Origin of the sequence: Arthrobacter sp. B10-11, from assembly GCF_033142195.1 — a bacterium.
Lineage (GTDB): Bacteria > Actinomycetota > Actinomycetes > Actinomycetales > Micrococcaceae > Arthrobacter > Arthrobacter oryzae_C.
On record NZ_JAWMTH010000005.1, the window covers coordinates 199,068 to 220,714 of the forward strand.

Here is a 21,647-nt window from a genome sequence, read left to right on the forward strand (position 1 = left end):
CCGGGTCCGTTTCCGCCGCGGCGCCCGGATCCGAGCCGCGGTTAATGGCTGTCATCTGGATCCCACGCCCCCCTCTGGTTTACTTAGACACCATTTCACCACGGCAGCCCTGCCGGTGGCTTCTACGGGCCGGCCCCTGCGGGTGTATTCGAGTGGGCAACGAGTACCGAATCGCGTAGTGGGCGAGTGGCGCCAGGACCGCCCGTCAGCTATGGCTATGAAAGACGGGTAGGCACCACTCGTGCCGCCGGACCCCCCTCTTAATAGGCTTTGGATGTCGGATAGATTCAGAGTTCCGGGGGAGAAACGGGTCTCGAAATGGGAATGGACGCAACTTTGCGGGCGAAAGCACGCAGCCATGCCCCTGAACGGCGTTTCGTGACGGCCACGGCGGCAGGAACGCCGGGGGCAACGAAACCCGCTGTTGACTTCCCTCCCTATTCTGCCGATGCAGCTGCCTCAAGGCAGCCAGCCCTGGTGCACAAGCCCGGGGCCCATGAACGGGGGTCGGTGGCGAACAAGCCTTTGAGACCAAGGCTTCCCCCCAGTCGTCACCGACCCCTTCAAAGGGTCAATTCATGAAGTACTGCGGCCTGGGGGGATCCTCTTGCGGCCGGGCGATACGGATGTAAGAGGGGATATCTGTCATGAGCCAAAGGCATGAACTGCCGGGGGAGCAAGCCGTTCCGCCCGGAGCCGGGGTGACGAAGCAACGAAAACGGACCACGCTCCTGGCTGTCTCGTGGCTGGCCGGACTTGCACTCCTGACGGGATCCGCCGCCTTCGCCCCGAGGGGCGGGACGCCGGCGGCCGAAAACGTGCCGGGCCCACTGAAAAATTTTGCGGCCCCGGTGGACACCAGCCTGGCTCTGACCACAGTGACACTGACGTTCGACGGCGGACGTGCCAGCCAGATGGCAGCCGCCCAGACGCTTCGACGCCACGGTTTGCGCGGAACGTTCTTCGTCAATTCGGGATTCATGGGGGCAAAGGACCACCTGACTGTGGAGGACCTGCACACGCTGGCCGCCGACGGCAACGAGATCGGCGGCCACACGGCAACCCTTGCGGACCTGACGGCACTCGAGCCTGATGAAGCCACCCGGCAGGTGTGCAATGACCGGACCAACCTTAGTGACTGGGGCTTCAAGGTCACATCCTTTGCCTATCCGTTCGCCGCAACGTCGCCGGAAGCCAGGAACATGGTGGCCGGCTGCGGTTATAACAGCGCACGCGGCCAGGGCGAACTCCGCAGCCGGCTCGGTTGCGCTGATTGCGCTGTGTCCGAAACAGTACGGCCGGCCGACCCGTTCAGTACGAAGTCGACACCGGAGGTCGGCGCTGCGTGGACCCTGGCAGACCTGCAGCAGTCAGTGATGCAAGCTGAAACCACCGGGGGCTGGCTGCAGCTGAGCTTTTACGACATCGATGACAGCGGCACCCCGCGGTCCGTGGCACCGGCGCTTTTCAGCGACTTCGTCGCGTGGCTGGTGACGCGCACGGACGAGGGGACCACCGCGATCCGTACAGTGCACGATGTCATTGGTGGCGGAGCCAAGCCGGCAGTTCCGGGACCGTCTGCTCCGCCTGCGCCGCCAGGCACCAATGCGCTCCGTAACCCCGGGCTGGAAACGCCCGGCAAATACGGTCTTCCCGAATGCTGGCAGGTTTCCTCCTACGGCCAGAATTCGCACGTCCTCAGCACGCTGACTCCGGGCCGCACCGGCACCATCGCCCGGCGGCTGGACGTCACCGGTTACGCCTCCGGAGACGCGAAGCTGCTGCCTGTCCTGGATCTGGGGGCGTGCGCGCCGAGCGTTGTCCCCGGCCACAGCTACACGCTGCGGGCGTGGTACACGTCCACGGCATCCACGCAGTTCGAGTTGTACTACCGCAACAAGGTTGGCACCTGGACCTATTGGACAGCCAGCCCTTGGTTTCCCGCCAGCGTTGCCTACCGGCAGGCTGAGTGGACTGCACCACCGGTGCCGGCAGACGCCGTCGGCATCAGTTTTGGTTTGAATCTGTTCAGCGACGGGGAGCTGACAACAGATGACTACGAGATGTTCGATACGGGGGCGCCGCCGGCGCCGTAGGCCCCGCCCGTTGCCAGCGCAGACGCTCCACGGGCTCGAAAACCAGAATCGAGTCGATTCCCATGAGGGTAGAAACTTCCGGGCGATTAGCAAGTCAGTCTGACGCAGGCCCCGCCCTGCGGCGCTGGAGGAATTGGGCGCGCACGGCCGCGACGGCCATGGGCATTGTGGCCCTGGCCGTGTCCGGCCTGGCCGCAATGGCTTTTCCGGCCAACGCGGCGGCGCCCACCGTAGTGACTTTGACGTTCGACGACGGCAACGCGGACCAGATGACAGCCGCCCAGATCATGAACAACGTTGGGATCGACGGGACTTTTTACATCACGTCCGGGGTCATCAACAGCACTAACTACCTGACTGTTGCCAACCTCCAGGCCCTGGCGTCGAACGGCCACGAGATCGGCGGCCATACCGTCACCCATCCGGACCTGGTGACGCTGCCGTCGGACGAAGCCACCCGCCAGGTGTGCAATGACCGGGTCAACCTGACCAACTGGGGCTTCGCCGTGACGAGCTTCGCGTACCCCTTTGCATCGTCGAATACCGCGGCAGAGGGCATCGTGAGGAACTGCGGGTACAACAGCGCGCGCGGACTCGGTGACATCCAGACCCGGTTCAGCTGCGCCGGATGCCCGCTCGCCGAGTCCATTCCGCCGGCCAATGCCTACAACACAAGGGCGCCGGACCAGGTGGACAACACGTGGACGCTGGCCGATCTCCAGCGGTCCGTCACCCAGGCCGAGTCGGTGGGCGGCTGGATCCAGCTGACGTTCCACCACATCGCGGCCTCCAGCTCGGATCCCCTGAACGTCACCCCTACGGTATTTCAGCAGTTCGCTGCCTGGCTAAAGGCCCGGCCGGCCACCACCACAGTCAAGACGGTGAATCAGGTCATTGGCGGAACAGTGAAGCCCGCAGTCTCCGGCCCGGCCGTCCCGCCACAGCCAACGACCGGCAACCTGGTGAAGAACCCCGGCCTTGAAACCCTGGTGAACGGGGTTCCCCAATGCTGGCAGGCGGGCGGCTACGGCACAAACTCACGCACTTTCACCACGGTGAGCCCGGGCCGGACCGGCTCCAGGGCAGAACGGCTGGTGGTGACGGGCTACGTCGACGGCGATGCCAAATGGCTGCCGTCACTGGACCTCGGAGGATGTTCGCCAACCGCCACGCCGGGGCACATGTACACGCTGGGCGCCTGGTATAAATCCACCGCCAACACCCAGTTCGCGCTCTACTATCGGACCGGCATTGGGTCATGGGTCTACTGGACCTCGAGTCCGTGGTTTGGACCCGCCACAACGTACCAAAAGGCCAGCTGGACAACCCCCGCGCTGCCTGCAGGAGCAAGCGGCATCAGCTTCGGGCTCAACCTTTTCAGCAATGGAACGCTTACCACGGACGACTACGAAATGGTGGACACAGCGTCGTCCACGTCCACGCCACCGCCGCCACCCCCGCCGACCGGAACAAACCTTGTGCAGAATGCCAGCCTGGAGACGGCCGGCGCCGGCTCGGTTCCGCAGTGCTGGCAAACGGCCGGATACGGTTCCAACACCGCGGCGTTCAGCACCGTCTCGACCGCCAGGACAGGGACAAAGGCAGAACGCCTGATGGTGAGCAACTACGTCAACGGTGACGCCAAACTCCTGCAGACTCTGGACACGGGATCGTGCGCGCCGCCGGCCGTCGCCGGCCATACATATTCACTTCGCGCCTGGTATACGTCGACGACGGTAACCCAGTTCGCTGTCTATTACCGGAACTCTGCCGGTGCCTGGGTCTACTGGACGTCCAGCCCGTGGTTCGCCGCGGCCGGTTCCTACACGCAAGCCAGCTTCACCACTCCGGCGTTACCGTCCGGAGCCACCGCCATCAGCTTCGGGCTAAACCTTTTCAGGAATGGCACGCTCGTCACGGATGACTATGCCATGTACGACACGATTGGAGCGCCGTCGCTGTGATAGCCGTATACATCGTCCTTGTCCTCGGAGTCAGCACTATCTTCTGGTCGTTCGTTGGCTTGCTGCGCCTGGCCAATGAGCAGTACATCCGGCGGGTCACGCTGGGACCGCCGCTGAGCGGCCGGATGCTCCGGCTTCTCCAGCGCATGCCGCTGGCCGGCCGGGTGGGCTCAGGCGCCCATGGAGCCCACACGCTGCCGGCGCCACGGGCGCACCGGGGGAAGATCCAGCGGGAACACGGCCGTCACCGGGTAAGGGGCCCACGGATATTGCCGGCAAATGTTGCAGTGCTCATTGCTGCCCACAACGAAGCCCTGGTCATCAGGGAAACCCTCCGGGCCGCATCTGCGCTGGTGCCGCTCAGGAACATCCACGTGATCTCGGACATGTCCACGGACGACACGTCGGCCATCGCCCGCGCATGCGGGGTCAAAGTGCTCGATCTGGAAGCGAACAGGGGAAAAGCCGGAGCACTGGCCGCCGGGATTGCCCATTTCGAGCTGTGCCGGAAGTTCAAAGTGGTGCTTCTGCTGGACGCGGACACCCGGCCCACCCCGGACTACCTCGAGACCGGTTTGCCGCTCTTCCAGGATCCTTCCGTGGTTGCCGTGGCCGGCCGGGCAAAGTCCATCATGACGCCGCCTGCACCCACGGCGCTTGGCCGTTTCCTGGTGGCCTACCGTGAACGGCTGTACATCGTGGTGCAGCTGCTGCTCAAGTACGGCCAGGCGGCCAGGGGCGCAAACGTCGTGTCGATCGTGCCGGGCTTTGCCAGCATGTACCGGACAAGCGCCCTCGCGAAGATCAAGGTGCTGGCACCGGGACTGGTCATCGAGGACTTCAACATGACCTTTGAGATCCATGCCAAGAAACTGGGGCGGATAGCCTTCCACCCGTCCGCGGCTGTGGCGTATACACAGGACCCGGACAACCTGCAGGACTACACCCGGCAGGTCCGGCGGTGGCTCCTCGGCTTCTGGCAGACGGTCCGGCGGCATCGCCTGCAGGCCGGAAAGTTCTGGTTCGTGCTGGTCCTGTACATCATCGAACTCGTCCTGAGCTGCCTGTTCTTCGTGTTGTTGATTCCGGTCTTCCTCCTCTCGCTAGTGGCATCGATGCAACTCCAGGCCTTCGGGGCCAACGGCGAATCCTTCCTTTACCTGTCCGGGCTCCTGCGTCCGCAGGACGTCTTCCTGGGTGTCCTCATTCCCGACCTCGCGCTCACCGTTGTCGCGGCTATTGCCCTCCGCCGGCCGGGCATCCTGCTCATGGCGCCGTTCTTTCCGCTGATGCGGATCCTCGACTCCGTGATCTGCCTGATGGTGCTGCCCAGGGCGTTCTCCGCAGCCTCCTCGGGCGTGTGGGTCAGCCCGGTGCGGCGCATCCAAGGGGAGGCGCTCGAGTTGGAAGAAGCAACCGCGGGCGCCGGCATCACCCGGTAGGACAGAAAAACGCCCCTGGTGCACGGACACTGCGGTCCTGCACCAGGGGCGCCTCTGCGCTCAACGCGAGAGCGGTGCTACCAGTTCACGCCTGACGTGGTTTCCACCTTCAGCCACGGTCCGGCCGGAACGTCTGCGCGGTCAACAAACCTCCACGAGACATGATCGCCGCTGCCGTCCAGTTCGGCGAAGCCGAGGCAGCCGTTCAGTGCCGGGGAAACATCCATTCCCGCGCCCTGGGTGCCGTCGGCGGAGAAATCGGTGTTTGCCGGGCGGGCGTCGGCGGCGCCGAAGACGTAGTTCGCGTCATGGTATTCGGAACCACTGGAAGGACCGGCGTCCTCGATCTGGCCGTAGCAGACGTTGCCGTTCGGTCCGGTCATCTGCACCCAGCGGTTCTTCATGTATGAATAGCTGCTGTCCGCGCAGTGGTTGACACCGGTGGCGGCGTTGTCCGCCGCGGCCCACGGAATGACCTGGCAGCGCTGCTGGAACGCAACACTGTCATTCACGTCGTCGTAGGGAAGGTCAAGGTAGAACGGGTTTTCCAGCGGGGTGGGCTGGTTCTTAGGGAAGTACCCGTTGGAGGCATCGCGTGCTTCGGTGGCGCAAGTAAACGAGCTACCGGAACCGGAGCTCACGCCGTCGCACCCGCCGTAGATGCTGCCGGGGCAACCGGAAGCCGAGGCGGGCGTGGTTCCTGCATTGATACCCGTGTGCTGGAAAGCCCACTGGCCGTTGTACGTGGAGCAGACCTGGGATCCGTCAGCCAGGCTGGCGTTGAAAATTTCGCCCACCCAGAAAGTGGTGCTCACAACGTTGGTGTGCAGCGGGTATTTGCTGGCTGCCGGTGCGGCCACGGGCTCAGCTGCGGCCACGGCCACCGGCGCGGGGGCTGCGGCGGCAGGTTCGGGGGCGGAAGCCGCAGCGGGTGCAGGCTCCTCGACGGGGGCCGCGGCCGGCGTCGAACTAGGTGGCGGTGAAGCCTTCAGCGGTGCCTGCGACGCTTTGGCGCTCGCTGACGAAGGACTGGGGGAGGCCGACGGGCCGGGCGCCGATTCGGCGGCACAGCCGGCGGTCAATACTCCAATAAGGAGGATCAACACAGCCATGATGGGTGTGGTCATGTGTTTCATTTATGGGATACATATCTGTTGGGGACATTAACAGGGATGGCAGGAGCCCCATGAGGGCACGCCAAGTACGGGTCATGACCGCCGGAAGGGCGCAGCGATGGCCGCGCCCGGAATGGATGCTGATAGTGAAATCAGCTGAGCCGCTTACTCCCCAGAAGCAGCCAGCGGGACCGTCAGGAGACCCGAAGAGACCGTTAACACCCGCTCCACTTTACACGGATGCCTGTGAGTAGCCTGAACTGGCGTGAGAGCATCCGTCCGGCATATTCGAGTAGTCACTACTCACGCCAGCCGCGGCACCGGATAGGTAGCGTTGGAGTTGCTAAAGCCGGCAGATGGTTGGGGGCGGTCCGGAACTTCGCGCTCCGCGGCTAAGGAATCGACGCAACCATGGACGTTAGGGCAGGAAATTCACCTTTCCCCCCGGTAATTCGTGTGGCCGAACTTCGGAAAACAATCACTGCCCTGTCCGGTTCAGAGGGTAAAGGCGTCATTGTCACCGGTGCCGCGGGCTCGGGCCGGACCAGGCTCCTTGCCGCGGCGGCGGAGGCGCTCTCCGGGAAGCTCACCGTCATTGTCCACAGCATTCCGGAGTCCTGCCGCCGGATGAAGTTTGGCATCGGCAGTGTATTGGCGCCGGCCTTGCCCTCCGGGTCCAAAGTGTCGCCGCTGAACATCGTCCGGGCCTGCCGGGACGCACTCCGAAGCCAGGACCCGGAGGCAAACGGGATCCTGATGGTCCTGGACAATGTGGACTACCTGGACGGGACATCCCTGTGGGTCCTGAACCAACTCCTTGCCGAACCGGACATCAAGATGCTGGCAAGCCACCGCGCCGACCGGCAGCTGCAGATGGAGCTGATGGAATCCGTGGTGGCCCGGCAGCTGTCCGTCGTGACGCTTGAGGACCTGACGCTGGACCAGTTCCGGACTTTCCTCGAATACAAATTGCCTGCCAGGCCCGGCCGGACCCTGGTTCGCGACATTCACGCCGCCTCGGGGGCCAATGCGTTAACGGCAAGCTGGCTGGTCGAGGAAGCGTTGGCGTGCGGCAGCATTGTGGAGCGCAGCGGCCGGTGCGCGATGGTCCGGCCGCCGGACCCGGCGGAGGCACGCCAATTCGATCTTGCCCGCAGGCGGATTGAAGCCCTGCCCCCGGAGCAGCGCCAGATTGTCGATTTACTGGCGGCCGCCGATCCTGCTCCGCTGTCCGTCCTGGCCCGGGCCGTCCCTCCGGATGCCCTCTCTGCGTTGGAGCAGGGCCACGTCATCCGGCTCCAGATCAGGAGTGACGGCGGGGCCGACGTCATCCTGAACCATGAGGTGGAGGCCAGCGCGGCACGGAGTTTTCCGGGCGGTTCGGGCCCGCTGGACCTGCCCGGCGAAGCGGACCTGCGCGAAAGCGGGGCCGGTGCCCCCGGGCGGCCGGGCGATGAGCCGCTGTGGGATCTCCTTCGGCGGGTGGAAGCCAGCTTGGATTCCGGTGGGATTGTTGCGGACCTGGACCTCCTGGCCGTGGCCACCGCCGCAAACAACCTCTATGACAGTGACCGTGCCCTAAAGGCAGCCGAAGCGGTCAAGGCGCCGGAACTCCAGCTCCCGGCACAGACGGAGGCGGCCCGCGCGCTGTTCCATTCCCACGAGTACGGCCGAAGCGCCGAGGTGCTCCGGGGCCTCGTGGAAACCACCCCCGCAGTGCTGAGCATGGAATTCGCCAGGGCAGTGGCCCTGCTCCTGCAGGCCCTCATACCCACGAATCCGGGCCGCGACGCCCTCCAATCCGTGCTGGACAATGCAAGGCGGCGGCTGACCCTTGCGGCGGCCGCGTCCATCGGTGACGCGGCCGCGGACACATACCAGAACGCCGTCCAGGATGAGCTGGACGTCCTGCAGCTCTACCTGGAATCGAGGGAGGGAAACTGGCCGAGCCCGGGCGGGGAGCTCTTCCGCCGTCTCTGCCCGCCCGGCTTCTACGACGGCGCCCCCGGCGCGGAGGAGTCGACGGGTACCCACGCAGGCATCCTGCTTCTGGCGCTTGCCTCCCAAGGGGAGTCAGTGCAGGGAAAGCCCGCTGACGCCGTCGCCCTTTCCGCCCGCGCGCTTAACGCGGTGGAGCGCTTGCCGCGGTGCAGCGTTGATTTCCACACCACGGTGCTCACCATCCACGCCTCCAACCTGGCACGGCTGGGGCAGAGCCCTGAAGCCGGGACCCCGGACAAACGCGCCGGCCGCAACAAATGGATGAGCTACCCGGGCGGGCCGCTGCAAATCTTCCGTGCCATGATGTTCTGCCGGCACGCCGCCGCCGGCCGTGCGGGGGTGGGCGCATACGGCGCGGACGCCGGAACTGCCGGTGAACCGGATGATCCGCTGGCCCTCACTGTGGGCGCGCAGGCCACCGCGGAGTGGCTGACATGGGACCTGGCGCCGCTGCCCGGCTCTACACATTCCGCGGCGGTTGCCTTCGGGGACGACCGGACGGAACATCATCCGGCAGGGGAATATCCGGCAAGGGAACATCGGGCAGGTGCCGGCGGGGCATCCGACGGCGACGTAACGGCCCGTATGGTCGAAACGTACGCGTCGGTGGCACGTCCGGCCGTTACCGGGGCCTCCGGTCCGCCCCAGAGGTCGTCCGGAAGAACGGCCAAAGCGGCGGGCGGCGGGAGGGGCCGCCGGGCACGTGAGCTGCTGAACCTCGGCGCCGCAGCCAGGCCCGATGGTACGGCGCTTGAGCATGCCGCGGACGGGCCGCCGGACTGGCGGTGGTCGAGTGACGGGAACAGCGCGCCGTTGCCCGCCGCGTCGCCGGACCGGCCGGGCGCCGCAGATCCCGCCAGGCTCTCGCAACGGGAGCGCGAAGTGGTGACGCTTGTGGTCACCGGGATGGGAAGTGCCCGCGTGGCGGAAGAGCTCGGGATCGCCGTGAACACCGTGAATGCGCACCTGCAGAGGATCTACGGCAAGTTGGGCGTTTCCCGGCGCCAGGAGCTGGCTGAACTCTGGAACAGCCTGGACGGGCAATAGTGGGACAATTGTGGAGTAGCACCGCGGACGCAAGCGGTGTGCCTGCCCGTGGCGGCGAGCCGTCGGCAGGTCTTGCCTATCTAGGAGCTCCAGTTTGGTCATGGTATCCACTCCCGCTACCGCAGTCAGCCAGGTCGCGCTCAGTGATGTCGAGGTCCTGCGGATTCGCAACGACTTCCCCGTCCTGGACCAGGAAGTCAACGGCAGGCCCCTCGTATACCTGGATTCCGGCGCCACCTCACAGAACCCCCGAAGCGTGCTGGAAGCCGAGCAGGAGTTCTACGAGCTGAGGAATGCCGCAGTGCACCGCGGCGCCCACCACCTTGCCGTCCAGGCCACCGACGCATTCGAGGACGCCCGTGCCACCGTGGCCGCCTTTATCGGCTCGGGGGAGGACGAACTGGTCTGGACTGCCAATGCCACCGCGGGCCTGAACCTCCTGGCCTACTCTTTCTCCAACGCCAGTGTCGGCACCGTCCGGGGCGACGCCGGCCGCTTCGCCCTGGGTCCGGGGGACGAGGTAGTGGTGACGGAGATGGAACACCACGCCAACCTGATCCCGTGGCAGGAGCTTTGCCGGCGCACCGGTGCAACGCTGAAGTTCATCCCCATTGACGACGACGGCGCGCTGCGGCTTGAGGAAGCGGCGCGGCTGATCACGGGGCGCAGCAAGGTCGTTGCGTTCACCCACGCGTCAAACGTGCTCGGAACCATCAACCCAGTGTCCGAGCTTGTGCAGCTGGCACGCGAAGCGGGCGCGCTCGTGGTGCTGGATGCCTGCCAGTCTGCTCCGCACCTGCCACTCGACGTCAAGGCCCTGGACGTCGATTTTGCCGTCTTCTCCGGCCACAAGATGCTGGCGCCCACCGGGATTGGCGGCGTCTACGGGCGGCGGGAGCTGCTGAACGCCATGCCTCCGTTCCTGACCGGAGGCTCCATGATCACTACCGTGACGATGGAAAAAGCGGAATACCTTCCGGCACCCCAACGGTTCGAGGCCGGAACCCAGCCCATTTCCCAGGCGGTGGCGCTCGCCGCCGCAGCCAACTACCTGCAAGAGACCGGCATGGAACGCATCGCCGGCTGGGAAGCTGACCTGGGCCAGCGGCTGGTCACCGGGCTGGGCGCCATTGACGGAATCCGCGTTGTGGGGCCGGGGGCAGGTGTGGAACGGCTCGGTCTGGCAGCCTTCGACGTCGCCGGCGTGCACGCGCACGACGTCGGCCAGTATCTGGACAGCCTTGGTATCGCCGTCCGCGTGGGCCACCACTGTGCGCAGCCGCTCCACCGGCGGCTGGGCCTGACTGCCACCACGCGCGCGAGCACGTATTTGTACAACACCACCGAAGAAGTGGACCTCCTGCTTGAGGCTGTGGCCCAGGTCCGCCCCTACTTTGGTGTAGCGGGCACGGGGGCATCGAAGTGAGCGCACTGGATGCGATGTACCAGCAACTGATCCTGGAGCATGCAAAGACCCGCAGCGGATCCGACCTGACGGATGAAGATGCCGCGGCAATGCCTGACCAGGCGGGAGTGGGCCAGTGCCACCAGCTCAACCCGGTGTGCGGCGACGAAATTACGCTGCGCCTGGAGCTGGCGGAAGCGGGAAACCAGTCAACGGTGAAAGGCATCCACTGGAACGGTGACGGCTGCGCCATCTCAATGGCCTCGGCCTCAATACTGAGCGAACTGTCCGACGGTGCATCGCCGGATGAGCTGGCGGAAATGATCGATCACTTCAGGGAGCTCATGCGCTCACGGGGCCGGCTGGAGCCGGACGAAGAGATTCTGGGTGATGCGGCGGCCTTGGCCGGAGTCGCAAAATACCCGGCCAGGGTTAAGTGCGCCATGCTGGCGTGGGTGGCCGCAGAGGATGCGCTGCGGCAGGCCGTAGCCACCAGCCGCTAGGTCTTGCCGGCCTCCGGGTGCTCATCGTCCGAGAGGGTGGAATGGTGCTGGACGTAGTCCTCGATGGCGTGCTCGGGAACCCTGTAGGACCGGCCGAAGCGGACGGCCGGCAGGTCGTGCGCCTTGACGAGCCGGTACACGGTCATCCGGGACAGCCGCATGACTTCGGCGACTTCGGAAACTGTGAGGAAACGGGTATTGGAAAATCCTTCAGCGGCCACTGTTCTCAGCTCTCCTGGGACGTAGTTCAATCCTGGGGACGTACTTCGATCCTGAGATAAACGTCGCTGAGCCGATCGCCGATCCTACGGCTACTTTATGGCATGGTGAGCTTGATGTGAAGAGCGCACCGCAATGGGGAAAAAGACAAGTAGTGGTTACTCTAGTCGCGTTCAGGGGAGGAACGTAGCCTCGTAATATGGTCGATAGCCAGGACGAGAGCGAATGGCGGCAAACGCAGCACAGGATTCACAGGGCTGAAATTGTCTGCGTTATAGCGCTGGTGGTGCTCACGGTGCTGACGATCATGGCCGGATTCTCCGATTTTGTCCGGTAATTCCGGTTGGGCTGGGCTCGGGGGACGCAATATCCGCCGGTGCGGAAAACAAAACTCCGGCAGGTGCGACCCGCCGGAGTTTTGGTTATGGTTTGGAAATTCGGAAGATTAGTGGGGAAATACAACAATTACCCACGCGATAAGCCCCAATAGGGTCAGTGCGAAATACAGCGACCAGTTCCTGCGGTCGACTTTACGGTGGCTGCCATGCCAAACCCGTTCCATATCGTTCGCGTCCATAGCAGAAATTTACGGCTTATCACGTTCCGATAACAGCGTGTTGCACACCTCACTTATGCCCCCTCATACTCCATTCGCAGCTCCGGGTACTCGAGTGGCCGGCCGGGCCGTCCGCTAGCCGACCAGCGCGGCGACGCCGATGGCCGCCGTGGCGGCGCCAAGCACCAGCGAGACGGAGACCAGGACCACGTGGACCGTGAGGAAACGGGTGGCCTTGCCGGCCGTGTCACGTGCCCGCGGATCCTTCATCACGCGCTTAAGGAACTGCGGCCAGACCACCAGGGACCAGACGCCGGCGACGATCAGGACCCAGGCCAGGGCAACAGGAAGCTGCACCGGTCAGTGGCTTTCCAGCCAGGCCTGCGCCTGCTGGGACTGGATGTTCAGTGCCTTGCCCACCATGGGCTCAGCAGCATCGGCAATCTTGCCGCCCAGGAACGGAACCGAGGACGTCACGTTGCCCTCGAGTTCTACACGGGTGCTGCCGCCGTCGGCGACCAGCCGCTGCACGGCGCTGACGTCCAGCGGGGCACCGGCGATCTTCAGGCTGATGTTGCTCCGCCGTGAGCCGTCAGCACCAGGGGCTTCCCACGTCTCGAGCTGGGTGACAGTCAGGCGTTCGCCCACGAACTTGCGGGCAATCTCCGGCAGGCGGGTGGTGGGCAGGGTGCGCACCGAGGTGGTGCTGAAAGCGCCGGCAACATCGCCGTCGACCTTGAACGATTCAAGGGTTCCGCCCACCAGTTCACTGGTGTGGCGCTGGAAGTCTTCGTTGGCGAACACAGCGGTGACGCGATCGACGCTGTGCGGCAGGGTGGTGGAAGCACTCAGTGCCATTGTTCCTCCATGGGGTTGGGGGGTCTGGGGCATCGGTTTTTTGCCTCCCACATCCTACGTGCTGAAAGTGGCGGACTCCGATTCGGCCTCTGCCAGTTTTTGCGCAGCAGCTGAAATGTTGTGTGACATGGCAGGAAAAATGACGCTGTGGAACGGCAGCACGGCGAGCCAGTACAGTTTGCCGCTGAGACCCTTCGGGAAGAAGATGGCACGCTGCCGGTAGAGGCTGCCGGTGCCTTCCGGCTCCACTGAAAGCTCCAGCCATGCGCGGCCCGGGGCACGCATTTCCGCCCGAAGCCGCAGCAGGCGGCCCCGTTCGATCCGTTCGGCGCGCCACCAGTCCACCACTTCACCCTCGGCAAGCAGGTGCGGGTGCCGCCGGCCGCGGAGGAGCCCGGCCCCTCCGGTCAGCTTGTCCAGCCAGCCGCGGACCCGCCATGCCAGCGGAAGGGAGTACCAGCCGTTGCGGCCGCCGATTCCTTCGATGATGGTCCAGACATACTTCGGATCCACCGGGCTGGAGTAGCTTCGCTCGTCCACGTAGACCCTGTGTCCTGCCCAGTCCGGGTCACTCGGCAGAGGGTCGGCGTCCGCGCCGGCGCTGGCCCAGGTTGTTTCGACCTGGGCATCGCGTTCCTTGCCCAACGCGAGGGCCACAGCCCGCCGGTACGGCGTCAGCCCGCCCTCGGGCTGAGGTATGAAGTCGTCAATGTCGTGCTCCCGCGCAACTGCGTCGTGCTGGAGCGATTCAACGAGCGGCAGCGACATGGACAGCGGGATGGGCGTAGTCAGGGCAACCCACATGCCCGCGAGCTTCGGCGCTGGAATGGGCAGGGCGAGCACCACACGGTAGGGCAGGCCAGCCTCGGCTGCGTACTCCTTCATCATTCCCGCGTAGGTAAGAACCTGCCTGCACCCGATGTCAAAGGTGCGGTTGATGTGCCCTTCCAGGGACGCCGCGGAGACGAGGTAGTACAGCACGTCCCTGACGGCGATTGCCTCGATCCGGTTCCGCACCCAACTCGGAGCCGGCATGAGGGGGAGCGTCTCTGAAAGGTGCCGGATCATTTCGAACGATGCCGAGCCGGATCCGATCACGACGCCCGCCTGGAACACCACCGCGTCCACCGGACTCGCAAGGAAGACCTTGCCCACGGCCTCCCGGGAGCGCATGTGCGTTGAGAGTTCGGCTCCCTCCGGGTGCAGGCCGCCGAGGTAGACAATTCTTTGCACGCCGGCACCGGCCGCCGCTTTGGCTGCGGTCTCCGCCATGGCTTTCTCTTTGGCCTCGAAACCGGCACCGGCGGCCATTGAGTGGACCAGGTAGTAAAGCACGTCGACGCCGTCCAGCGCCGCCCGGAGCATATCGCCGTCGTCGAGGCTGCCCTGGATGACCTCGACCTGGTCCAGCCAGGGCACGCCGGCAATCTTGGCCGGAGTCCGGACCACGACCTTCACCGTGTGCCCGGCCTCGAGGAGCCGGGGGACCAGCCGCCCGCCGATATAACCGGTGGCGCCGGTGACAAGCACGGTTTTCGGGATGCCATTCATGTGGATCTCCTTGGAACGTCGCGGAATGCGTCGATGCACAGCCAGCTTATCAATCCAAGTTTTTCCAAAGGCGCCTGACTGAAGCTGGGGCAAGTGAACCGGGCATCCACCACGCGCACGGCGCTCCGCCGTCGCGGTAGGCTGGGAAGACCCGGGATTCTCGCGAATTTCGGGTTTTCGTGTTGCCTGCCTTCCCGTGATCATTTCAGGAGCTTCTGCCATGAGCCTCACCGGCCCGTCACTTACAGGCCTTCGCCGCGCGCTCGCCGGAGATACTACGTTTGCCCGCGTGCAGGCTGAAGCGTCCCGGAGTTTCGGAACCCGCAGCGAGGATTACCAGATCAGTGCGCCGGCAGGCCTCCGCGCTGCGCTGCTGGCGGAGATGTCCGACGGCCTTGCGGCCCTGCCCGCCGCCGCCGGCACTTCGCCCGGGACGCCCCTGGTGCTGGCCGTCACCGCCACCGGCCGCGAAGCAGAGGACCTCACCGCAGCCCTGCGCGCCTTCCTGCCCGCCGATACGGTGGCTGAATTTCCCAGCTGGGAGACCCTTCCGCACGAGCGGCTGTCCCCGCGTTCGGACACCGTGGGACGAAGGCTGTCGGTGCTTCGCCGCCTGGCGCACCCCGCTACGGCTGCCGGCGGCCCGCTCCGCGTAGTGGTGGCTCCCGTGCGCGCAGTGGTGCAGCCGATCGTGGCCGGCCTCGGCGAGCTCAAGCCCGTCACGCTGAAGGTGGGACAGGAGGTGTCCTTCACCGACGTGGTGCGCAGCCTTTCCGACGCCGCCTACGCCCGGGTGGACATGGTGACGCACCGCGGCGAATTCGCAGTCCGCGGCGGCATCCTGGACGTGTTCCCGCCCACCGAGGATCACCCGGTCCGGGTGGAGTTCTTTGGCGACGAGGTGGACCAGATGCGCTGGTTTGCCGTGGCCGACCAGCGGTCCCTCTCCTCGCCCGGGCTGCACCACCCCACCGAACTGCACGCCCCGCCGTGCCGTGAAATCCTGATCACCCCGTCCGTGATGTCCCGGGCCGCCACGCTCAAGTCGCAGCTGCCCGCCGCTGCGGACATGCTGGAAAAGATCGCCGGCGGCATCGCGGTGGAGGGCATGGAGTCCCTCGCACCGGTGCTGGTGGATGCCATGGTGCCCTTCGTGGAGCAACTCCCCGGCGGGTCCATCTCAGTGGTCATCGAACCCGAGAAGGTCCGCACGCGCGCCCATGACCTCGCCGCCACGAACGAGGAATTCCTCGAAGCGGCGTGGTCGACGGCATCAGACGGGGGCACTGCGCCGCTCGACCTCAGCTCGGCGGCGTCGGCTGCCCTGCATTCGGCCAGCTTCCGCTCCCTGACGGAGACCCGCACCTCGGCCCTGGGGCACGAGGTCTCGTGGTGGTCCATCACGTCGCTGGCCACCGACGAAGAGCTGACCCCGGACATCAACGTCCTCAACCTGCACGCCCGGGAGCCGCGCGGCTACCAGGGCGACGTGGCGGAGATGATGGAGTTCATCGGCTCGCACGTCCGCGACCAGTGGCGCATCGTGGTGGTTACCGAGGGCCCCGGCCCGGCCCAGCGCCTCGCCGAACTGTTCCACGACGCCGACATCCCGTGCGCCCGGGTGGACTCGCTGGATGACGAGCCGCAGGCGGGCATCATCGAAGTGACCACCGCCGCCGTCGGACGCGGTTTTGTCCTGGACGGGCTGAAACTCGGCCTGCTGACGGAAGCGGACCTGCTGGGACGCACTTCCGCGGGGTCCACGAAGGATATGCGCCGCATGCCGTCCAAGCGGCGGAACGCCGTGGACCCGCTGCAGCTGGTGGCCGGCGATTCCGTGGTGCACGAACAGCACGGCATCGGACGGTTCGTTGAACTGATCCAGCGCAAGGTGGCAGGTGGCGGGGACGGCGTCCGCGAATACCTCGTCCTGGAGTATGCACCGTCCAAGCGCGGCGCCCCGGGCGACAGGCTCTTTGTGCCCACCGACCAGCTGGACCAGGTGACCCGCTATGTCGGCGGGGACACCCCTGCCCTGAGCAAGATGGGCGGGGCGGACTGGGCCAGCACCAAGTCCAAGGCGCGCAAAGCGGTCAAGGAGATCGCCGGCGAACTCATCAGGCTTTACTCCGCCCGGATGGCCTCCAAGGGCTTTGCGTTCGGGCCGGACACGCCGTGGCAGCGCGAGCTCGAGGAAGCGTTCCCGTATGTGGAGACTCCTGACCAGCTGACCACCATCAACGAAGTCAAAGCGGACATGGAACGGGAAATTCCCATGGACCGGCTGGTATCCGGCGACGTGGGCTACGGCAAGACCGAAATTGCCGTGCGCGCCGCCTTCAAGGCCGTCCAGGACGGCAAGCAGGTGGCGGTCCTGGTGCCCACCACGCTGCTGGCCCAGCAGCACTACGAAACCTTCACGGAACGTTTCTCCGGCTTCCCGCTGCGGGTGAAGCCGCTGTCCCGCTTCCAGGCCTCGAAGGAAGCCAAGGAAACCGCCGAAGGCGTGAAGAACGGATCCGTGGACGTGGTGATCGGCACGCACCGGCTCCTGTCCAAGGACTTCGCGTTCAAGGACCTGGGCCTGGTGATCGTGGACGAGGAACAGCGCTTCGGCGTCGAACACAAGGAAGCGCTCAAGAAGATGCGCACCAACGTGGACGTCCTGGCAATGAGCGCCACCCCGATTCCGCGCACCCTGGAAATGTCGCTGACCGGCATCCGCGAAACGTCCACCCTGGCCACCCCGCCCGAGGAACGCCATCCGGTGCTGACCTACGTGGGCCCGTACACGGAGAAGCAGACCTCCGCCGCCATCCGGCGCGAGCTCATGCGTGAGGGCCAGGTGTTCTTCGTCCACAACCGCGTGTCCACCATCGAACGTACGGCCGCCAAGATCCGCGAGCTGGTCCCGGAAGCCCGGGTGGAAGTGGCCCATGGCCAGATGTCCGAGAGCCGGCTCGAGCAGATCATCGTGGATTTCTGGGAGAAGCGCTTCGACGTGCTGGTGTGCACCACCATCATCGAAACCGGCCTGGACATCTCCAACGCCAACACGCTGATCGTGGACGGGGCCGACAAATACGGGCTCTCCCAGCTCCACCAGCTGCGCGGGCGCGTGGGCCGGGGCCGCGAACGCGCCTACGCGTACTTCCTGTACCCCTCCGAGAAACCGCTGGGCGAAGTGGCGCTGGAACGGCTCAAGGCCGTGGCCACGCACAACGAACTCGGCGCCGGCATGCAGCTGGCGATGAAGGACCTCGAAATCCGCGGCGCCGGCAACCTTTTGGGCGGCGAACAGTCCGGCCACATCCAGGGCGTGGGCTTCGACCTCTACATCCGGCTGGTGGGCGAGGCCGTTGCGGACTTCCGCGGCGAGGCCGAAGAGAAGGCCGCCGAAATGAAGATCGAGCTGCCCGTCAACGCCCATCTGCCGCACGATTACGTGCCAGGGGAACGGCTGCGCCTCGAGGCCTACCGCAAACTCGCGTCCGCGCTCACGAACGAAGCCATCGACGAAGTCCTGGCCGAACTTGTGGACCGTTACGGCGAACCGCCGCTGCCTGCGCAGAACCTGATCGCCGTCGCCCGCTTCCGGGTGGGCGCCCGGGAAGCCGGGCTGTCCGACGTCGCCCTGCAGGGAAACTTCATCAAGTTCTCGCCGGCTCAGCTGCCCGAATCAAAGACCATGCGGCTCAACCGCATGTACCCCGGCTCGCAGTCGAAGCCTGCCCTGGACGCAGTGCTCATCCCGAAACCCAAGACCGCCCGGATCGGCGGCCGCGACCTGCAGGATGCTGAAATCCTGGAGTGGGCCAACGGCGTCATCCGCAACATCTTCTCCGACGCGGACGTTCCGCTCGAAAAAACAAGGGGCTAGCCCTTGATGGGAGGACACCACGCCGCGTCGGGAGCCGCGGCGTGGGTAGCCATTGCCTCAACGGGGCCGTACACGCTGGGCTGGTATCCGCTGGACGCCACCGGAATCCTGATCGGCGGGATGGCGACGGCGGGCACCGCGCTGGTGTGCGACTGGGACCACCGCCACAGCACCGTTGCCAACTCACTGCCGCCGTTGTCCAACGTCATTGCCGTCGGGATCGAAAATGCCAGCGGCGGGCACCGGCAGGGCACCCACTCGGTGTTGGGGGCGGCCTTCTTCGTGCTGCTGGCCACCCTTGCCGGGCAGATCCAGCTGGAGACGGACTGGGGTCTGCTGTCTGTGGGGGCAGGCCTGCTGTGCATGTTCATGATCAACATCGCCGCCAAGGCGCTCAAACTGTTTCCGAAGGCCGGATTCATCAGCAACTGGCTCTTCGCGCTGACCATGGCGGGCCTGGTGACCTGGTTCGCGCCGGACCAGTGGACGTGGCTGCCCGTTTCAATGCTGACCGGCGTGGTGGTGCATATTGTGGGAGACATGATCACCACCGGGGGAGTGCCGCTGCTGTGGCCGATCGTGATCAAGCCGCCCCGGTTCCTGCGAAAACTGCCGGTGCTCAACGACGTCTGGAGGGCCAACGGGGCGTTTTCCCTGCCGTTGCTGGGGCGGGCCGGCTCCAAGCGGGAGTGGCTCGTGCTGATCCCCGTGAGCGCCTATGCCATGGTGGGGATGTGCGTGGCCGCCTGGGGGCTGGCCAAAGTGCATTTCCCGGCCGCCCTCGCGCTCGGAAGCACCCTGGTCAACAGCCTGTTCGGCCGGCTGTTCGGCAATACCTAGCTGATCTGCTCACAGCCGCTTAAGCAGCTGAAGCCCCCGGAAGATCCGGGGGCTTCAGCTGTTTGGCTTGGAGGCTTAGTGCTCGCCGGCCGAGTCTGAACGGCCCAGGAGCGTCTGCGGGATCCAGAACGCAGCAGCGAAGAGGCCCAGGCATACGGCCATCGGCCAGGGGTTGCCCAGCGTGAGGAACGACAGGGAGTAGATGGAGCCGAGGAACAGGACCATCATGACTGCAAAAATAGCGATGCTGCCTGCAAGGCTGTTCTCGTTCTGAGGGGTCTTGGGGCTATCAACGGTCTTGGACATTCATTCCTCCTCGGCCCCGCAGGGCTCAAAACGCCCCGAAGGGCTGAAAAACTGTGGCGCTTCCGAAACAGGTCAGTACGCGGACGAACCCTGTTCGCCTTTGACGATCGCAATCCCGGAGCTGGCGCCAATACGTGTTGCACCTGCAGCAATCATAGCCTGCGCGTCGGCCAGCGAACGCACGCCGCCGGAGGCCTTGACGCCGACCTCCGGGCCTACTGTGCGGCGCATCAGCGCCACGTCGTCAACGGTGGCGCCGCCCCCGTTGAAGCCGGTGGACGTCTTGACGAAGTCCGCTCCGGCTTCCACGGCGGCCTCGCAGGCCAGGACTTTCTGGGAATCACTGAGCAGTGCGGTCTCGATGATCACTTTCAGGATGGCGTCGCCGGCGTGCACGGCCTCGGCCACTGCCCGGATGTCATCAACCAGCGCACCCTTGTCATCGGCACGTGCGGCCGCAATGTTGATGACCATGTCCACCTCGTCAGCGCCGTCCAGCACTGCACCGCGCGCTTCAAAGGCCTTGACGTCGGTGGGGGTGGCACCCAGCGGGAAGCCGACGACCGAGCAGGTCAGGACGCCTGAACCCTTCAGGGCGGTGGTCACGGTCTTGACCCACACCGGGTTCACGCAGACGGACTTGAAGTGGTACTCGGCGGCCTCGGAACAGACTTTGAGGATCTCCGCTTCGCTGGCTTCCGGCTTCAGCAGCGTGTGGTCGATGAAGGAAGCTATGTCTGCGGGTGCTGTGGCCGCGGCGGCGTCAGGCATGCCGGTGGCTTCGTTGCTCATGGTGGTCCTTCCTGGTGGCCCTGCCGGGCCTCGTGGGCAGCAGGCGCCGTGTTCTACGTGGCTTCTCAGGTGACCATCTTGCCACAACGATGCTAGGCGGCAGCCGGGACAGCTTCCTGCAGCGTTGCCTGCATCAGCCGGGCCGCGCAGGCCCCCGCCGCGGAGCCGGAAGCCACCAGCAGGCCAAGGCGGACGCCGTCGAACGAGGCGGCGTCGCCGATGGCCCAGATGCCCGGGACGGACGTCCGGAAATCCTGTCCGATGACGATCCCGCCGTTTGCCGCCGTCTCAAGGCCGGCGCTGGCCGCCAGGCCGTCCCGGGCCACCCGCTCCTCGGCGAGGACCACCAGGTCGCCGTTCATGCTGCTGCCGTCGTCGAAGACAATCCCGGCCGCGGGGAGCACCGAACCGGCCAGCGTCGGAACTACGGCGGCCGGCCGGAGCGTGGTGCGGATAGGCCGCACACCACGGGCCCGCAGCACGGCTTCCGCCTGGCCCGCTTCGGGGCCGGTCCCCACCAGGATTCCCAGCGGCCGCCGGCCCAGGACGCGGGTCACTTCCTTGACGGCGTCACCGATCCGGGCGGCGTCGTCGATGGTGGCGTAGCTCAGGCAGCGGCCCGCGCCGTCCACCGGCGCCAGTGCCGGCGCGGAACCGGTGGCAATCACCAGCTGGTCGTAGCTGAATTCCATGCCGTCCGCGGTGGTCACCATGCGGTTGGCGGCATCGATGAAGCTGGCCGGCTGGCCGAAGCGGAACGAAACTTGGGGGAGCGCCGCCAGTTCCAGGAGCTCGGACGGGGCGTCGTCGCGGTTGCTCAGCACGGTGATGCTGCCGGCAAAGCGGGACCGGTCCAGCTGGCCCACCAGGGCCCGGGCAGCCGGTCCGGCACCGGCGATGACCACGCGCGGCAGCGTGGCCGACGCCTGGAACGTGGTGGAGGAGGAGATGGACGCTGCCGGAGCGGACATGTGAAGGCCCTTTCGCTGGTGAGGCCCGTGTGAGGCCCGGGGTTGCTGTTGGAAACCAGCCTAGGCGGAGGGTTTTTCGCGGGTGTTTCCCGGTTGTTGCC

General features: G+C 65.7%; 17 protein-coding genes. 9 read left to right on the forward strand and 8 right to left on the reverse strand.

Annotated elements, in window-relative coordinates; all coding sequences use genetic code 11:
• Window positions 1–647: 647 nt before the first annotated feature.
• The 3 genes from RW112_RS16450 to RW112_RS16460 all read left to right on the forward strand — a co-directional run bounded on the left by RW112_RS16450 (window position 648) and on the right by RW112_RS16460 (window position 5,502).
• On the forward strand, window positions 648–2,096 hold the full coding sequence (locus tag RW112_RS16450) for a polysaccharide deacetylase family protein (RefSeq protein ID WP_317782794.1): 1,449 nt from the start codon (window positions 648–650) through the stop codon (window positions 2,094–2,096).
• Window positions 2,097–2,254: 158 nt separating this feature from the next.
• Entirely contained in the window at window positions 2,255–4,060 is a 1,806-nt protein-coding gene (locus RW112_RS16455) for a polysaccharide deacetylase family protein (RefSeq protein WP_317782795.1), read from the forward strand.
• The gene (locus tag RW112_RS16460) at window positions 4,057–5,502 is read left to right on the forward strand and encodes a glycosyltransferase family 2 protein (protein ID WP_317782796.1); all 1,446 of its coding nucleotides are present in this window, start codon (window positions 4,057–4,059) and stop codon (window positions 5,500–5,502) included. The genes RW112_RS16455 and RW112_RS16460 overlap by 4 nt, the downstream gene beginning before the upstream one ends.
• A 77-nt stretch (window positions 5,503–5,579) precedes the next feature.
• Here the strand turns inward: RW112_RS16460 and RW112_RS16465 are convergent, their stop codons facing one another.
• The gene (locus RW112_RS16465; RefSeq protein ID WP_317782797.1) at window positions 5,580–6,629 is read right to left on the reverse strand and encodes a hypothetical protein; all 1,050 of its coding nucleotides are present in this window, start codon (window positions 6,627–6,629) and stop codon (window positions 5,580–5,582) included.
• 444 nt (window positions 6,630–7,073) lie between these two features.
• On the opposite strand from RW112_RS16465, the gene RW112_RS16470 reads away from it, so the two are divergent.
• The 3 genes from RW112_RS16470 to sufU all read left to right on the forward strand — a co-directional run bounded on the left by RW112_RS16470 (window position 7,074) and on the right by sufU (window position 11,573).
• Entirely contained in the window at window positions 7,074–9,665 is a 2,592-nt protein-coding gene (locus RW112_RS16470; protein ID WP_317782798.1) for a helix-turn-helix transcriptional regulator, read from the forward strand.
• A gap of 94 nt (window positions 9,666–9,759) precedes the next feature.
• The gene (locus RW112_RS16475; RefSeq protein WP_317782799.1) at window positions 9,760–11,091 is read left to right on the forward strand and encodes a SufS family cysteine desulfurase; all 1,332 of its coding nucleotides are present in this window, start codon (window positions 9,760–9,762) and stop codon (window positions 11,089–11,091) included.
• 14 nt (window positions 11,092–11,105) lie between these two features.
• Window positions 11,106–11,573, forward strand: a complete 468-nt coding sequence (sufU, locus tag RW112_RS16480) for a Fe-S cluster assembly sulfur transfer protein SufU (protein WP_305943573.1) — start codon at window positions 11,106–11,108, stop codon at window positions 11,571–11,573.
• On the opposite strand, the gene RW112_RS16485 is transcribed toward sufU, so the two are convergent.
• Window positions 11,570–11,794 carry a helix-turn-helix domain-containing protein gene (locus RW112_RS16485; RefSeq protein WP_305940228.1) on the reverse strand — a complete coding sequence of 75 codons (225 nt, stop codon included), beginning with the start codon at window positions 11,792–11,794 and terminating at the stop codon, window positions 11,570–11,572. The genes sufU and RW112_RS16485 overlap by 4 nt on opposite strands.
• 197 nt (window positions 11,795–11,991) lie before the next feature.
• Here RW112_RS16485 and RW112_RS16490 point away from each other — a divergent pair, with 197 nt between their 5' ends.
• A complete protein-coding gene (locus RW112_RS16490; RefSeq protein WP_305940229.1) occupies window positions 11,992–12,129 on the forward strand; it encodes a hypothetical protein in 138 nt (45 codons plus the stop codon).
• A gap of 354 nt (window positions 12,130–12,483) precedes the next feature.
• Here the strand turns inward: RW112_RS16490 and RW112_RS16495 are convergent, their stop codons facing one another.
• From RW112_RS16495 to RW112_RS16505, 3 genes are read right to left on the reverse strand one after another with little or no spacing between them, the layout of a single operon-like run.
• Entirely contained in the window at window positions 12,484–12,705 is a 222-nt protein-coding gene (locus tag RW112_RS16495; protein ID WP_317782800.1) for an SCO4848 family membrane protein, read from the reverse strand.
• A 3-nt stretch (window positions 12,706–12,708) separates the two neighbouring features.
• Entirely contained in the window at window positions 12,709–13,206 is a 498-nt protein-coding gene (locus RW112_RS16500; protein ID WP_317782801.1) for a DUF2505 domain-containing protein, read from the reverse strand.
• Window positions 13,207–13,260: 54 nt separating this feature from the next.
• Entirely contained in the window at window positions 13,261–14,757 is a 1,497-nt protein-coding gene (locus RW112_RS16505; RefSeq protein WP_317782802.1) for an SDR family oxidoreductase, read from the reverse strand.
• A gap of 220 nt (window positions 14,758–14,977) precedes the next feature.
• On the opposite strand from RW112_RS16505, the gene mfd reads away from it, so the two are divergent.
• Window positions 14,978–18,637, forward strand: a complete 3,660-nt coding sequence (gene mfd, locus RW112_RS16510) for a transcription-repair coupling factor (RefSeq protein ID WP_317782803.1) — start codon at window positions 14,978–14,980, stop codon at window positions 18,635–18,637.
• Window positions 18,638–18,643: 6 nt separating this feature from the next.
• Entirely contained in the window at window positions 18,644–19,477 is an 834-nt protein-coding gene (locus RW112_RS16515) for a metal-dependent hydrolase (protein ID WP_317782804.1), read from the forward strand.
• 75 nt (window positions 19,478–19,552) lie between these two features.
• On the opposite strand, the gene RW112_RS16520 is transcribed toward RW112_RS16515, so the two are convergent.
• The 3 genes from RW112_RS16520 to RW112_RS16530 all read right to left on the reverse strand — a co-directional run bounded on the left by RW112_RS16520 (window position 19,553) and on the right by RW112_RS16530 (window position 21,546).
• The gene (locus RW112_RS16520) at window positions 19,553–19,783 is read right to left on the reverse strand and encodes a hypothetical protein (RefSeq protein ID WP_305940235.1); all 231 of its coding nucleotides are present in this window, start codon (window positions 19,781–19,783) and stop codon (window positions 19,553–19,555) included.
• A 72-nt stretch (window positions 19,784–19,855) separates the two neighbouring features.
• Window positions 19,856–20,575: a deoxyribose-phosphate aldolase gene (deoC, locus tag RW112_RS16525; protein ID WP_317782805.1), complete on the reverse strand. Its 720-nt coding sequence runs from the start codon at window positions 20,573–20,575 to the stop codon at window positions 19,856–19,858.
• 92 nt (window positions 20,576–20,667) lie between these two features.
• The gene (locus RW112_RS16530; protein WP_317782806.1) at window positions 20,668–21,546 is read right to left on the reverse strand and encodes an FAD-dependent oxidoreductase; all 879 of its coding nucleotides are present in this window, start codon (window positions 21,544–21,546) and stop codon (window positions 20,668–20,670) included.
• Window positions 21,547–21,647 lie beyond the last annotated feature (101 nt).

Coding starts and splice junctions, on each gene's coding strand:
- RW112_RS16450 (WP_317782794.1), top strand. CDS start 648: ATGAGCCAAAGGCATGAACTGCCGGGGGAGCAAGCCGTTCCGCCCGGA.
- RW112_RS16455 (WP_317782795.1), top strand. CDS start 2,255: ATGGGCATTGTGGCCCTGGCCGTGTCCGGCCTGGCCGCAATGGCTTTT.
- RW112_RS16465 (WP_317782797.1), bottom strand. CDS start 6,629: ATGACCACACCCATCATGGCTGTGTTGATCCTCCTTATTGGAGTATTG.
- sufU (WP_305943573.1), top strand. CDS start 11,106: ATGTACCAGCAACTGATCCTGGAGCATGCAAAGACCCGCAGCGGATCC.
- RW112_RS16490 (WP_305940229.1), top strand. CDS start 11,992: ATGGTCGATAGCCAGGACGAGAGCGAATGGCGGCAAACGCAGCACAGG.
- RW112_RS16500 (WP_317782801.1), bottom strand. CDS start 13,206: ATGGCACTGAGTGCTTCCACCACCCTGCCGCACAGCGTCGATCGCGTC.
- RW112_RS16505 (WP_317782802.1), bottom strand. CDS start 14,757: ATGAATGGCATCCCGAAAACCGTGCTTGTCACCGGCGCCACCGGTTAT.
- mfd (WP_317782803.1), top strand. CDS start 14,978: ATGAGCCTCACCGGCCCGTCACTTACAGGCCTTCGCCGCGCGCTCGCC.
- RW112_RS16515 (WP_317782804.1), top strand. CDS start 18,644: ATGGGAGGACACCACGCCGCGTCGGGAGCCGCGGCGTGGGTAGCCATT.
- RW112_RS16520 (WP_305940235.1), bottom strand. CDS start 19,783: ATGTCCAAGACCGTTGATAGCCCCAAGACCCCTCAGAACGAGAACAGC.
- deoC (WP_317782805.1), bottom strand. CDS start 20,575: ATGAGCAACGAAGCCACCGGCATGCCTGACGCCGCCGCGGCCACAGCA.
- RW112_RS16530 (WP_317782806.1), bottom strand. CDS start 21,546: ATGTCCGCTCCGGCAGCGTCCATCTCCTCCTCCACCACGTTCCAGGCG.